The organism is Duganella sp. CF458 (assembly GCF_900113115.1).
Lineage (GTDB): Bacteria > Pseudomonadota > Gammaproteobacteria > Burkholderiales > Burkholderiaceae_D > Rugamonas.
Genome location: NZ_FOOF01000018.1, coordinates 127,945 through 140,582, shown reverse-complemented (window position 1 = coordinate 140,582; position 12,638 = coordinate 127,945). Strand labels below are relative to the sequence as shown.

Sequence of the window (12,638 nt, the reverse complement as noted above, 5' to 3'; positions counted from 1 at the left end):
CGCCAATCAATTTGCCATTCTGTTTGGGGAACGCTTTACCAACGCGATCAATTAATCAAACCGCGACCCCGGCACACAAAATTCCTGACAGGTCCGAACCGCCCGAATACACGCGAGCCCGTGTAATAGAAATACGAACCAATAAAGCTATTATTATCGGCATAATGCTCGAAGAAGAATAGTAGATTGGTTCAGCCTGGAGATGTTTTGAAATCGGGCTTCAACGAGCTAACTTCCCCATCAATAGGGCGGAAGGCACATAGCCCCACATTCGGCTATCGTTACTATTGTTACGGTGGTCGCCCAAAACAAAAAACTGGTCCTCAGGAACCACGCAATCGATCCTCTCGTCCTTATACGCATACTCGCACCGGTTTGCGCGCCCCTCATGCATTCGCGACACAGCCAAACCGTAATTTTTCCCTACTAGCTGCACCTTATACTTGACTTCGCCTAGCTCCTCCTCAAAGGTTTCGCTATTTCCATCAACTGGCCTGCGTGGGACCACTGTTCCATTAATAAGTATACGTTCGCCTCGCATCTGCACGTGATCTCCGGGCAGCCCGATGACACGCATCAAAAATGGAGTCGTCAAGTCAACTGGCCATCGAAACAAGACGATGTCGCCACGCTGCACCGATGACTTGATCGTTTGAATGAAGACCATTGAGCCCTTCGGCACGGTTGGCTCCATCGCGACCGACGGAACTTTGTAAAGTTCGTCTGCCTGAGTTATGCCTGGTATGAGCAAGGCAAAAAGGATTGTGAAGTACCGAAACAAATTCATAATCAACAATTCATTTTTTTTACGCTGTGGCTATTGCTTGTTCGTTGCTTCGGGTCGGACGCGGGGTGACTTGGACCAGGCGGGCAAGTACTACCTCATCGCCCACAGGAATTTGTCAAGTCACTCGGTATTACTGTGGCGCGTTCGTCAAACTGCCTGTGCGATGAAGGCAGTTGTGGCTTCTCTCTGCGAGTGACGTCGATAAAGCCCTTTAAGATTTCAACGACAGCATGCGTTCAACGTAGCGGGCAATCAGGTCGATCTCGAGGTTGACCTTGGAGCCCGCTTTCAGGTGCTTCAACGTGGTGACCTGGATTGTGTGTGGGATCAGATTGATTGAGAACGAGCAGCCGGAGGCGCTGTCTTCAACACGGTTGACAGTCAGCGACACGCCGTTCACTACTACCGAGCCTTTGTAAGCCAGGTATTTCGCCAGGTCGCGCGGCGCCTCGATCACCAGTTCGTGCGATTCGCCGACCGGTTCGAATTTGCGCACTACACCCAGGCCATCAACGTGGCCGGAGACCAGGTGACCGCCCAGGCGCTCGGCCAGGGTCAGGGCTTTTTCCAGGTTTACTTCCGTGGTCGTGTCCAGGCCAACGGTCTTGTTCAAGCTTTCGCGCGAAACGTCGACGGTGAAGCCGGTCGCAGTTTTCTCAACGACGGTCATGCAGGCGCCGTTCAGGGCGATGGAGTCGCCCAGGCCAACGTCGGCCATTGGCAGGCCGCCGGCATCGACGTCCAAGCGCACGCCTGCGTCAGCGCCGCCTTCCAGCGGGGTTACGGTGTTGATTTTGCCGACAGCGGCTACGATTCCAGTAAACATAGTGTTCTTTAATGAGGGTTGAATCTGGCAAGGATACGCAAATCGGCGCCGACTTGCTTAACCTCGTGGAATTTCAGGCTGTGCTTGCCGCTGAGCTCAGTCAGCGCAGGCAGGGCGAACATGCCTTGCGCGTCGCCCAGCAGGGTTGGGGCCAGGTAGACCAGCAATTCGTCCACACAGCCTTCGCGGATCATGGAGCCATTCAGCTTGCCGCCAGCTTCGACATGCAGCTCGTTGATCTGGCGGCGGCCAAGCTCGCGCATCAGCTCCGGCAAATCGACTTTGGCGTGCGCGTTCGGCAGGACGATAATTTCGGCTCCCTGATTGCGCAGGATTGCTTCCTTTTCAGGATGGTGGGCGGCGGTGATGATCCAGGTTCCACCGCCTTCCAGCACGCGTGCTTGCGGGCTGATTTCCAGCTTGCTGTCGACCACGATGCGGCGCGGCTGGCGCGGCGTTTCGACGGCACGCACATTCAATTGCGGGTCGTCAGCTTTGACGGTGCCGATGCCCGTCAGGATCGCGCAGGCGCGCGCGCGCCATGCGTGGCCGTCGGCACGCGCTTCGGGGCCGGTAATCCACTGGCTCTGGCCATTGTGCAAGGCAGTCATGCCATCCAGGCTGGCAGCGGTCTTCATGCGGACCCAGGGCAAGCCATGGCGCATACGGTGGAAGAAGCCAATGTTCATTTCATAGGCCTGGTCTGCCAGCAGGCCGCTGGCGACCTCGATCCCGGCGGCGGAAAGGCGCGCCATGCCATTGCCGGCGACCAGCGGGTTAGGATCTTCCATTGCCGCGACCACGCGTCCAAGACCTTCCCGCACCAGCGCATCGGCGCAGGGCGGCGTGCGGCCATGGTGGCTGCATGGCTCCAGCGTGACGTAGGCAGTGGCGCCGCGCACATCGTGGCCACGCCGTTTGGCGTCTTTCAGGGCTTGGACTTCGGCGTGGTCCTGACCGGCTGCTTGCGTCACGCCTTCGCCGATCACCACGCCGTCACGCACAATGACACAGCCAATGCGGGGATTCGGGGAAGTCGTGAACAGCCCTTTTTCCGCCCATTGCAGGGCGAGCCGCATTCCTTCGAGATCACTGTTGATATTCATATGCTTACGCAAGTAGCCGGTTCCAGGACCGGGTCGCATAAGCGCGCCCTGCCCTGCATATTGATCTTGATATTGCGCTGCGCGCCGGCCAGTTCAAGGGTGATGGTGCCAAAGTTGGCGGCATTCGGGTGGGCGGCGCGGCAGCTTCTTCCTGCTGCATTATATGAAATATAGGCCGGGGCTGTGTTGTCGGTGAACTTGGCCCTTACCCGCAAGCGCTCCGGCGCTGCCCTGTGACGGAACAGGATTGCTTCTCCCTCATCGAGGCTGCGGTTGGCGTTGGCGTCGATAATTATCACCCAACCTTGCTGCCAATCGCCCCCTTCTGCCAACAGGGTTACCACCCGGCGCCGGGCGATCGCCTGGGCACGGGTGTCGTTGATCGCCGCCAGAAGCTCGGCGGAAGCGGTGCGCAATTGGCGTCCGGCCAGCATATTGCCCAGTTCCGGTAGCGCGGAGGCGAACAGGATGGACAGGATGGCGAGGACGATCATCAGCTCCAGCAAGGTGAAGCCGGGGCGTTTCTCTGCCGGCTGGCGCGCCGAGTATTTTAGCGCCAGCAGTTGCGCGAGGGGCCGGTGGCGAGGTGCAGCCCGCTGCTGGTGAGTATGAGGCGCTCGCATTGCGGATCCCTGAAACGGTTATCGACGTTGGACGTACCGGGCGTGGCAACCAATTGGATGCAGTCGCGGATTTGCTGGCCGTCGCAAGCCTTGCCTTCCAGCTCGTAGGCACTGGAAACGGCAGTGCGGCCCGACCACCAGCGGTACTCGCCGGCAGTATTGGCCGAGAACGCTGCGTAGCTGTTGAAGCGCGTGAAGTGGCGTTCCTGCTGCTGCATCACCTCCTGCAGCGCGGCTTGCGCTTCGCTGCGGCGCATGCGGATGACGGCTTCGCTCCAGACAGGCATCGCCACAGCGGCGAGTATGCTGATGATGACGAGGGCGGTCAGCATGCCAAGCAAGCTGCCGCCCGCGGATGCGCGCGTGGTCATTGGCCGCCCTCGCGGCTTGCGGCGTCGTGCAGCGCCTGCCAATCCATGATTTCGCGCCAGCTGTGGCGATGTACCGGTAACGGGGGCGTGTAGCTGGCCTGCAGCACGGTCTCGGAGCCGGGACGCGTGCCGAAGCCGATGACTGTCACCCGGTAGTAATAGGCCGGCGGCGCACCGGTTGGCGTGTACGCAATGCGTTCCACAATGTAGCGCGGGCGGCGGAATGGCAACCCGCCCTGCCCGGCTTCCATCTGGGCCCCAGTCAGCGCGCCATACTCGGTGCCGCCGTTGCCCGCCAGGTCAACGGCCTGCCAAGCGGGTGCTGGCCCGGGATTGGACGCTGGGTCGAGCGGCTGGCCCAGGCCAGCGTTGATATCGCGTTCCGCATCCATCAGTGCATCCTCCGCAGATTGGAAGGCGATCAGGCGGTCCCGTTCGGCGCGGGCGGCCTTCTCGCCCAGCATGGCCATTTGTGCCGCCGAAGCACCGATGGTCAGTGCGGTGAGCATCAGCAGCATCGTTACAGGAAGAGTGACGCCACGCTGGTAGTAGTGCATAGCCGCCTCCGTTACGGGTTGCGCAAGGCGACGGTCGCCGTGAACATGCGGCGAGCGCGATGCTGCATCGGCGCTGGCAAGCCGGCTTCATCGATGCGTGCTCCCGGGTCGGCTCCCGGCAGCAATTCGTAGCTGCTTAGCCGGTTGCCGCTGCGCGAGCCGCGTTCCCCGTGCAGCAGCAAGGCAATGCGAACGCTGGTAATTCGGCGCCAATGAGGCCGTAACATGCGATCCGCCGCGGGCAGCATGGCATCGAGCGCATCGATACCGCTGGCGGTCAGGTAAAGGTTGGGGATGTTGTCGCGCGGACTATCCATATCGATCCCATATAGAACGTGGAATGCATCCACTCCGCGCACCACGGCATCCGAGCCCCAACCATTCTCGCCCTTGTATTTGCAGCGAAGCTCGCCGACGCCGTCGCTGGCCCGAGCGATGTAGAAGATGCTCCAGGCCCATTCGCCCGGATCGGCAGGGAAACCGGCGCAGTTGAGCATGGCCCCGCCGGCCGTCGCGCCGACGATTTCTGTGGCCGCGTAGCGAATGGCCAGTGCATCGCTGCCGTTGACAGAAGCCTGTGCATCGCCGAGGCCTTCCGCATTTGTCGCCAGGCTGGCGGCATCGCGGCCGTCAATGGCCAGAGGCGATGATGGTCCGGCAGCAGCAGCGCCAGGCTCGCCCGGATAGCCAGCCTGGCGCAGGGACTGGCCGATGATCGACAGCGCGAAGCGGCCACTGTCGTCAATACGCGCATTGGCGCCGTTATGCAGGAAGTCGCCATTGGCGGCATGCAGCAGTGAAGCGGCAGCCAGTGCGACGAGCAGGCTGAGGGCCATGGCGATGAGGACTTCCGTCATGGCCAGGCCATGTTGTTGCGCGCTCATTGCGTCCCTCCCGAACCTGATGGCTGGTTGGGCGGCGGCCCTGGCGAATCGGATGGCGTAGCAGGCGGCGGCACCGGCGGCCCGGCAAGCGCGACGGGCAAAGCGATACCTGGCGCGGCGGCGAAACTGGCGCTGGCGCCATCCGGTCGCCGGCTACGCCAACCTATCTTGATGACGACAGGAGCATCGGCAGCGCCGGAGCATGGCCATTGCAGCTGCCCGCCAGGCGCCGCGCTGGCGTCGCGGCAAATGACAGCGCGGGCGAGTGGCAGCGCGGCCACGAGATGCCGGCGAAATTCACTCAACTCCAGCCGCGCGATGGTGGCCGCGTTGCAAGGGGCAACCGCACAATCGGCCGGCGCATCGGGCGCGCCAGCCGCTGCCGCATCGAACTCAAATCCCAGGTAAGAGGAGGACTGTGCCGCATTGGCACGAATGCGATCGGCAAGCGTGGCGGCAGCCTGCAGGGCTTCGGTCTGCAGGGCCGACTCCTGTCGCGTGCGCATGGCATGAGCCTGCATCGCCAGCGCGCCGACCAGGCCAACAGCCAGCAACAGCACGGCAACCAGCACTTCCACCATCGTGAACCCAGCAATTGGACGACGCATGGCGCAGCCCTCCCCTGCTGATCAAATTAGTCAGCAGAGGACTTGCGGGTTTGAGAAATATCAAGCCTTGGGAGAGAGCTCTTGACCGTCACCAACTTCTTCGATCGCGTCCTGGAATTCGGCCAGGTCTTCGAAGTTCTTGTAGACGGAAGCGAAGCGGATATACGCCACCTTGTCGAGCCGTTTGAGTTCAGCCATGACGAGTTCGCCAACGAAGACGGAATCGACTTCACGCTGGCCGCTTGTCAGCAGCTTTTCTTCGATGGAGGACACCGCCTTGTCGACGGACTCGGCCGCAACAGGCCGCTTGCGCAAGGCCAGCATCAGGCTGGCGCGTAGCTTGTCGGCGGAATACTCGGTACGGCTACCGTTCTTCTTGACCACGTAAGGCATGGTCAATTCGATCCGCTCCCACGTGGTGAAGCGCTTGTCGCAATTCACGCAGCGCCGGCGCCGCTTGATGGCGTCCCCTTCCTCCGACACGCGGGTGTCAAGGACCTGGATATCATCGTGCTGGCAGAACGGGCATTTCATGGATGTGGCGTCTCTTATTATTGAATGAAAAAGCGCCGGACCTTTCGATCCGGCGCCTCGATAGTACCAACCGTCTGCTTAGGCGTAAACAGGGAATTTATCAGCCAGCACCTTCACCGCAGCTTTCACGCGCTCGATGGTTGCTGCGTCGTGCGGGTTATCCAGCACGTCGGCAATCAGGTTGCCCACTTGTTCCGCTTCGGCTTCCTTGAAACCGCGGGTGGTGAAGGCTGGCGAACCCAGGCGAATACCGGAAGTCACGAATGGCTTTTGCGGGTCGTTAGGGATGCCGTTCTTGTTGCAGGTCATGTGCGCCTGGCCCAGGATCGCTTCGGCTTCCTTGCCGGTCAGGTTCTTGGCGCGCAGGTCGACCAGGAACACGTGCGACTCGGTGCCGCCGGACACGATACGCAGGCCGCGCTTGATCAGGGTCTTGGCCAGCACGTCGGCGTTCTTCACCACTTGCTGCTGGTAGGCCTTGAATTCCGGAGTCAGCGCTTCTTTGAAGGCCACTGCCTTGCCGGCGATCACGTGCATCAGCGGGCCGCCCTGGATGCCAGGGAAGATCGAGGAGTTGATGATCTTTTCGTGTTCGGCTTTCATCAGGATGATGCCGCCACGTGGGCCACGCAGGGATTTGTGGGTGGTCGAAGTGACGAAGTCAGCGTGTGGAACCGGGTTCGGGTACAGGCCAGCGGCGATCAGGCCAGCGTAGTGGGCCATATCGACCATGAAGTACGCGCCAACGGCCTTGGCTACTTTAGCGAAGCGTTCGAAGTCGATCTTCTTGGAGAATGCCGAAGCGCCAGCGATGATCAGCTTAGGCTTGTGTTCTTTAGCCAGGGCTTCCATTGCATCGTAGTCGATGTCTTCTTCTGCGGTCAGGCCGTAGGAAACAACGTTGAACCATTTGCCGGACATGTTCAGCGCCATGCCGTGGGTCAGGTGGCCACCTTCCGCCAGCGACATGCCCATGATGGTGTCGCCTGGTTTCAGGACAGCGAAGAACACGCCTTGGTTAGCCTGGGAGCCGGAGTTAGGCTGCACGTTGGCCGCTTCGGCGCCGAACAGCTGCTTCACGCGGTCGATTGCCAGTTGCTCGACGACGTCCACGTACTCGCAGCCACCGTAGTAGCGCTTGCCTGGATAGCCTTCGGCGTATTTATTGGTGAGCTGGGAGCCCTGGGCTTCCATTACGGCCGGCGAAGTGTAGTTCTCAGAAGCGATCAGCTCGATGTGGTCGTGCTGGCGCTTGTTCTCGTTCTGGATAGCGGCAAACAGCTCCGCGTCAACGTTGGCGAGGGTGTGATCTTTTGCGAACATGAAATTACTCCAGTTTTTAAGGCAGATTGGATCGAATCGGGAGCCAAAAGTGACAGGGCAGCCGAAACGCACGTTTCCATCGTGGCTGCCCAGGCGAACGGCTGATTGATGTATCTCACGTTCCCCGGTGGTTGCCCACCTCTCACCAGCAGCGCAAGCGCCAGCTGGTTTTTCGCCAGTTACGTGAGACCGTAATGGAATCAGGATTGTATGTTATGCGGCAAATAACGGCAACGGTTGTGCTGGTTTCGCCGAAATTCGGTGGCAGGTCTGTCATTGGGACATGGGCGCATACCCTTTGACGTTGCTCAATATGCGAATTTGCCCGCTTTTCCGTATTGAGGAACCTCAAACGTTAGCGCTAGCTGTCCGAATGACAGACCTGGCACCGAATTTCGGCATACAATCGCCAAAGTTAATAATGGGAGTTCGACCATGATCGTGTTAGTTACCGGCGCAACCGCTGGTTTTGGTGCCGCAATGGCGCGTGTTTTCGTCAAGAACGGGCACAAGGTGATCGCGGCCGGCCGTCGTGCCGAGCGCCTGGAAGCGTTGGCCGCCGAACTTGGTCTAAACTTGTTGCCGCTTAAGTTGGACGTCACCGACAAAGGCGCAATCCAAGCCGCCCTGGCCTCGCTGCCCGCCGACTGGAAAGAAATCGACGTCTTGATTAATAACGCAGGCCTGGCTCTCGGCATCAAAGGCGCTCACGAAGCCGATCTGGAAGATTGGGAAACCATGATCGCCACTAACTGCACTGGCCTGGTTACCATCACCCGCGCCCTGCTTCCAGGGATGGTCGAACGCGGCCGCGGCACCATCATCAACCTTGGCTCCGTCGCCGGCGCTTATCCTTACCCGGGCGGCAATGTCTACGGCGCTACCAAAGCCTTTGTCGAACAATTCACCCTGAACCTGCGTGCCGACCTGATCGGCACCGGTGTACGCGCTACCAATATCGCGCCAGGCCTGTGCGGCGGCACCGAATTTTCCAACGTCCGCCTCAAAGATGACGCGGCTGCGGCCAAGGTCTACGAGGGCACCACCCCGCTGACCGCCGACGATATCGCCAACACTGCTTTCTGGATTGCAACATTGCCGCAACACATTAATGTAAACTCCATCGAATTGATGCCAACCTGCCAAGGATTCTCGCCATTCGCGATCAAGCGAGGCTAAAATCCCGCCGCATATAAGGGAAAACCGTAAGAAATTGTTACGAGATTGTGCAAAATACCGTGACGCTGATTCATTTGGCGTAAAATGTTGCCGATTCTCACTTAGTAGCTATTCTATCTATGTCGTCTGAGTTCACCTGGGAGGTCCGCGTCTATTACGAAGACACGGACGCCGGCGGAATTGTCTATTACGCGAACTATTTGAAGTTCTTCGAGCGCGCGCGCACCGAGTGGTTGCGCTCCCTCGATGTTAACCAGGACAGTCTCCTGCGGGAACACGACGCCATGTTTGTTGTCAAAAATGTCAGCGCGGACTACCACGCGCCGGCGCGACTAGACGATGTAATAAAATTGACGCTTCGTATTGATAAACTGGGCCGCGCTTCGATCCAGTTTGTGCAGGAGGCGTGGTGCGGCGACCGCCTCTTAAATACTGCCCACGTTAAAGTGGGTTGTGTCGACTCGGCCCTGCGCCCACGCGCCGTGCCGGATGCCGTTGCGGCCCGCATGCGCGCATAATAATTAGATTGAGAAACAATGAACGTCACCCAAGACCTTTCCTTCATCGCCCTCATCACCAACGCACACCTGATCGTTCAGTTGATCATGGCGCTGCTGCTTGCGGTTTCCGTTATCAGCTGGACCTATATTTTCAAGAAGCTGTTTGATGTGCGCGGTGCGCGCAAGCAGACCGTAGAATTCGAAAAAACCTTCTGGGCCGGCGGCAACCTGCACGCCTTGCACGCCAGCGCGGGCAGCAACCGCGCCAACAGCGGCGCCCTGGCCCGCATCTTCGAAGCAGGCATGGGCGAGTACATCAAGGGCAAGCAAGCCGCTGCCAGCAGCCGCGACATGAATATGGGCGATGTGCTGGATGGCGCCCGCCGTGCCATGCGCGCTGCCTTCCAGCGCGAGATGGATGCGCTGGAAGCGCACCTGGCTTTCCTGGCTTCGGTCGGTTCGGTCTCCCCTTACATCGGCCTGCTCGGTACCGTGTGGGGCATCATGAACGCCTTCCGCGGCCTGGCCAACGTGCAGCAGGCGACGCTGTCGGCTGTGGCGCCCGGCATTGCCGAAGCGCTGATCGCGACCGCTATCGGCCTGTTTGCAGCCATTCCGGCCGTGGTGGCGTACAACCGCTTCTCGCACGACATTGACCGCCTGGCGATCCGCTTCGAGAGCTTCGTTGAAGAATTCTCGAACATCCTGCAGCGCCAGTCCCGTTAAAAGGCGAAACTGAAGATGGCCTCTTCCTTCTCCAGCAGCATGCGCGGTAGCCGCGGCGGCCGCAAGCTGAAGTCCGAGATCAACGTCGTCCCTTATATCGACGTGATGCTCTGCCTGCTGATCATCTTCATGGTGATGCCGACCTCGAACAATCCGCAGTCGATTGACCTGCCGCATGCTGAAAAAGCGTCGCGCCCGCCGGATGCCTACATCCAGGTGCAGGTGAAACCGAATGGTTCGCTGATGATCGGCGTCGCCGGCAAATCGGCCGAAGCGCCGGAGACCGAGCCGAATCGCGAAGCCCTGGTGCGCAAGCTGCGCACCTTGCACGAAAAATATCCTGAGTACCCGGTGCTGATCGCCGGCGACAAGGAAAGCAAGTACGACGATGTGATCCAATTGATTTCCGAAGCGAAGAAGATGGGGATTAACCGCGTTGGCTTGGCAACGAAGTAAGGCATGGCAATGACGATGGCAGATGCAGGCGGACCGTACCGTGTGCCGAAGCGGCACGGCGGCACGCGCGCGTTTGCGCTCGCGGCGGTGATGCATGGCGTGTTGTTTGCATTCCTGTGGGTTGGCATTCGCTGGAACAATGACCCGGTTGGCGTAGATGCCGAGATCTGGGACATGACCACGCAGATGGCCGCGCCAAGAGCGCCTGAACCGGAGCCGCAACCTGAACCAGAACCACCGGCCCGCGAGCCCGAGCCGACGCCTGCGCCACCGGAAGTGGTGAAGCCGGCGCAGCCCGATCCTGACATCGCGCTGCAGAAGAAAAAAGAAAAAGAAAAGAAAGAAGCTGAAGAGAAGAAGCTGGCCGATCTGAAGAAGAAGCTCGACGAAGAGAAGAAGCGCCTGGCAGACCTCGATAAGCAGGACAAACTGGATAAGCTGGAAAAAGAAAAAGCCAAACGACAGGCGGAACTGAAAGAGAAGGAAAAGCTTGCCAAAACCCGTGCTGCGGAAATGCAGCGCATCATGGGCTCGGCGGCTGCAGGCTCCACCGGAACGGCGGCACGTTCGACCGCGCCTAACCTGGACAAAGGCTATGTCGCAAAGCTGCGCACCAAGATCATGGGCCGCATCGATTATCCTGGCGCCAAGCAGGATATTGAAGCCAAGTTCATGGTCAGCCAGCTTCCCAGCGGCGAAGTCATGTCGGTTAAGAAAACAAAGAGCAGCGGCGTAGCTGCGTATGACACTGCGGTGGAGAATGCGATTTATAAGGCCTCGCCCCTGCCGAAACGCGATGACGGCACGGTGGCGCGCGAGCTTGAACTCGTGTTCAATTTGAAGGACGTACCTTGATGAACAAAGCTAAATTTATGTTCGTAGTGGCCGGCGCAGCGTTTGCGCTGTCGGCCCAGGCACAACTGCGCGTCGAGATTTCCGGCGTCGGCAGCAACCAGATCCCGGTCGCCATCGGCCCCTGCGCAGGCGAAGCCACGGCCCCGGCCCAGATCTCGGAGATCATCAAAGCCGACCTGACCCGCAGCGGCATGTTCAAGATCATTGACGCCACGCCGACCACCAACCTGATGCAGACTGAAGCGACCAGCTGGAAGGCGCGCGGCGCCGACGCTCTGGTGGCCTGCTCCGTGCAGACCCTCGGCAACGGCCAGTTCGAAGTACAGTACCGCCTGATGTCGACGGTACAGGGCAACGACCTGTCCGGCTTCCGCGCCCCGATGCCGAACCAGTACGGCCGCCTGGCCGCACACAAGATCGCCGACGACGTATACGAAAAGCTGACCGGCATCAAAGGCGTGTTCTCGACCCGTATCGCCTACGTGGTCCAGCAAGGCCGCCAGTACCGCCTGGAAGTGGCAGATGCCGACGGCGAGAACGTGATCCCGGCCCTGACTTCGACCGAACCAATCATTTCGCCATCGTGGTCGCCGGACGGCACCAAGGTCGCCTACGTCTCGTTCGAGCAGCGCAAACCGGTGGTCTACGTACAGAACCTGGTCACCCGCCAGCGCACCGTCGTGGCCAACGAAAAGGGCAATAACTCCGCGCCATCCTGGTCGCCGGACGGCAAGCGCCTGGCCGTGGCCCTGTCCAAGACCGGCAATACCCAGATCTTTATCGTCAATGCGGACGGCAGCGGCATCCGCCGCCTGAGCAATGGCAGCACCATCGACACCGAACCGCAATTCAGTGCCGACGGCCAGTACGTCTATTTCACCAGCGACCGCAGCGGCGGCCCGCAGATTTACCGCATGAGCGTCAACGGCGGCGAAGCGCAGCGCGTGACGTTCGGCAGCTCGTACAATATCAGCCCGCGCATTTCCGCTGACGGCAAGACGCTGGCTTATATTTCGCGGCGCGATGGCGGCGCCTTCCAGTTGTTCGTACTGGACCTGGAATCCCGCCAAGAGCAACGCCTGTCCGATACCACCAGCGACGATTCGCCAAGCTTCGCTCCGAATGGCAAGTACATCCTGTACGCCACTCAGAACGGCGGCCGCCGCTCGCTGGCGGTGGCGTCGACAGACGGCCGGGTTAAGCAGCGCCTGAGTATTCAGGCGGGCAATATCAAGGAACCCACTTGGGGCCCTTTCATGAAGTGAAGAAGTAAAAGAAGTAAACGAGAAGTAGCACCTTTAAC

General features: G+C 59.9%; 16 protein-coding genes and 1 riboswitch. Of the genes, 6 read left to right on the top strand and 10 right to left on the bottom strand.

The features are described 5' to 3' along the window. Nucleotides 1-220: 220 nt before the first annotated feature. The 10 genes from lepB to glyA form a co-directional block, all read right to left on the bottom strand. Nucleotides 221-787, bottom strand: coding sequence for a signal peptidase I (gene lepB / locus BM269_RS24490; protein WP_090443524.1), 567 nt, complete (start codon nt 785-787; stop codon nt 221-223). Nucleotides 788-998: 211 nt separating this feature from the next. Further along, nucleotides 999-1,613 carry a riboflavin synthase gene (locus BM269_RS24485; protein ID WP_090443521.1) on the bottom strand — a complete coding sequence of 205 codons (615 nt, stop codon included), beginning with the start codon at nt 1,611-1,613 and terminating at the stop codon, nt 999-1,001. Nucleotides 1,614-1,621: 8 nt separating this feature from the next. Then, nucleotides 1,622-2,719 (bottom strand): bifunctional diaminohydroxyphosphoribosylaminopyrimidine deaminase/5-amino-6-(5-phosphoribosylamino)uracil reductase RibD, encoded by a 1,098-nt coding sequence (ribD, locus tag BM269_RS24480; RefSeq protein WP_090443518.1) that lies wholly within the window; start codon nt 2,717-2,719, stop codon nt 1,622-1,624. Next, nucleotides 2,716-3,342 (bottom strand): GspH/FimT family pseudopilin, encoded by a 627-nt coding sequence (locus BM269_RS24475; protein ID WP_090443515.1) that lies wholly within the window; start codon nt 3,340-3,342, stop codon nt 2,716-2,718. Before BM269_RS24475 ends, ribD begins: the two co-directional genes overlap by 4 nt. After that, nucleotides 3,270-3,713 carry a type IV pilin protein gene (locus BM269_RS24470; protein WP_090443512.1) on the bottom strand — a complete coding sequence of 148 codons (444 nt, stop codon included), beginning with the start codon at nt 3,711-3,713 and terminating at the stop codon, nt 3,270-3,272. The genes BM269_RS24475 and BM269_RS24470 overlap by 73 nt, the downstream gene beginning before the upstream one ends. Further along, on the bottom strand, nt 3,710-4,270 hold the full coding sequence (locus BM269_RS24465; RefSeq protein ID WP_090443509.1) for a pilus assembly PilX family protein: 561 nt from the start codon (nt 4,268-4,270) through the stop codon (nt 3,710-3,712). The genes BM269_RS24470 and BM269_RS24465 overlap by 4 nt, the downstream gene beginning before the upstream one ends. A gap of 11 nt (nt 4,271-4,281) precedes the next feature. After that, nucleotides 4,282-5,154 (bottom strand): PilW family protein, encoded by an 873-nt coding sequence (locus BM269_RS24460; RefSeq protein WP_090443507.1) that lies wholly within the window; start codon nt 5,152-5,154, stop codon nt 4,282-4,284. Continuing rightward, complete coding sequence (gene pilV / locus BM269_RS24455; protein WP_090443506.1) at nt 5,151-5,762, bottom strand: type IV pilus modification protein PilV; 612 nt, start codon at nt 5,760-5,762, stop codon at nt 5,151-5,153. The genes BM269_RS24460 and pilV overlap by 4 nt, the downstream gene beginning before the upstream one ends. Nucleotides 5,763-5,822: 60 nt before the next feature. Beyond that, nucleotides 5,823-6,296 (bottom strand): transcriptional regulator NrdR, encoded by a 474-nt coding sequence (gene nrdR / locus BM269_RS24450; protein WP_090443505.1) that lies wholly within the window; start codon nt 6,294-6,296, stop codon nt 5,823-5,825. A gap of 78 nt (nt 6,297-6,374) precedes the next feature. Further along, nucleotides 6,375-7,619: a serine hydroxymethyltransferase gene (gene glyA / locus BM269_RS24445; RefSeq protein ID WP_090443502.1), complete on the bottom strand. Its 1,245-nt coding sequence runs from the start codon at nt 7,617-7,619 to the stop codon at nt 6,375-6,377. An 80-nt stretch (nt 7,620-7,699) separates the two neighbouring features. Beyond that, a riboswitch (ZMP/ZTP riboswitch) is annotated at nt 7,700-7,812 on the bottom strand. A gap of 242 nt (nt 7,813-8,054) precedes the next feature. On the opposite strand from glyA, the gene BM269_RS24440 reads away from it, so the two are divergent. The 6 genes from BM269_RS24440 (at nt 8,055) to tolB (ending at nt 12,600) form a co-directional block, all read left to right on the top strand. Next, nucleotides 8,055-8,798 carry an SDR family NAD(P)-dependent oxidoreductase gene (locus BM269_RS24440; protein WP_090443500.1) on the top strand — a complete coding sequence of 248 codons (744 nt, stop codon included), beginning with the start codon at nt 8,055-8,057 and terminating at the stop codon, nt 8,796-8,798. A 119-nt stretch (nt 8,799-8,917) separates the two neighbouring features. Continuing rightward, the gene (gene ybgC / locus BM269_RS24435; protein WP_057263426.1) at nt 8,918-9,316 is read left to right on the top strand and encodes a tol-pal system-associated acyl-CoA thioesterase; all 399 of its coding nucleotides are present in this window, start codon (nt 8,918-8,920) and stop codon (nt 9,314-9,316) included. An 18-nt stretch (nt 9,317-9,334) separates the two neighbouring features. Further along, nucleotides 9,335-10,024, top strand: a complete 690-nt coding sequence (tolQ, locus tag BM269_RS24430) for a protein TolQ (RefSeq protein ID WP_090443497.1) — start codon at nt 9,335-9,337, stop codon at nt 10,022-10,024. 15 nt (nt 10,025-10,039) lie between these two features. Continuing rightward, entirely contained in the window at nt 10,040-10,480 is a 441-nt protein-coding gene (locus BM269_RS24425; RefSeq protein WP_229204785.1) for a biopolymer transporter ExbD, read from the top strand. Nucleotides 10,481-10,483: 3 nt separating this feature from the next. Then, nucleotides 10,484-11,335 (top strand): TonB C-terminal domain-containing protein, encoded by an 852-nt coding sequence (locus BM269_RS24420; RefSeq protein ID WP_229204784.1) that lies wholly within the window; start codon nt 10,484-10,486, stop codon nt 11,333-11,335. Continuing rightward, entirely contained in the window at nt 11,335-12,600 is a 1,266-nt protein-coding gene (gene tolB / locus BM269_RS24415; protein ID WP_090443494.1) for a Tol-Pal system beta propeller repeat protein TolB, read from the top strand. The genes BM269_RS24420 and tolB overlap by 1 nt, the downstream gene beginning before the upstream one ends. Nucleotides 12,601-12,638 lie beyond the last annotated feature (38 nt).